Source organism: Streptomyces albipurpureus (genome assembly GCF_023701525.1).
GTDB classification, from domain to species: Bacteria; Actinomycetota; Actinomycetes; order Streptomycetales; family Streptomycetaceae; genus Streptomyces; species Streptomyces albipurpureus.
On record NZ_JAMQAW010000121.1, the window covers coordinates 1 to 590 of the forward strand.

Below are 590 nucleotides of genomic sequence, written 5' to 3' on the forward strand. Positions count from 1 at the left end.
GATTGCGGTCGAACCAGTCGGTGAGGTGCTCGTGCACCACCTTCTGGACGAACGTCTTCGCCTCGGTGTTACCCAGCTTGGTCTTGGTCTGCCCCTCGAACTGGGGCTCGCCCAGCTTGACGGAGATGATCGCCGTCAGACCCTCGCGAATATCCTCACCGGAGAAGTTGTCGTCCTTCTCCCGGAGCAGCTTCTTCTCCCGCGCGTAGCGGTTGACCAGGCCCGTGAGCGCGGCGCGGAAACCCTCCTCATGCGTGCCCCCCTCATGCGTGTGAATGGTGTTCGCAAAGGAGTAAACGCCCTCGCTGTACTGCGAGTTCCACTGCATCGCGATCTCGACCGAGAGCATCCGCTCCCGGTCCTCGGCCTCGATGTCGATCACGGTGGGATGGATCAACTCGCCCTTGCGCGAGTTGAGGTACTTCACGAAGTCGACGATGCCGCCCTCGTAGAAGTACGTGACCGTACGGACCCGCTCCTGCTCCGCCTCCTCGGCGGTATCGGCACCGACAGTGGCCCTCGCGGACTCCCGCTCATCGGTCAGCGTCAGGGTCAGACCCTTGTTGAGGAAGGCCATCTCCTGGAAACGA

General features: G+C 62.5%; 1 pseudogene. It reads right to left on the reverse strand.

Going from position 1 to position 590, the window contains the following annotated elements:
* Positions 1 to 590, reverse strand: a pseudogene (locus NBG84_RS39970) (DNA topoisomerase IV subunit B); the annotation flags it as partial.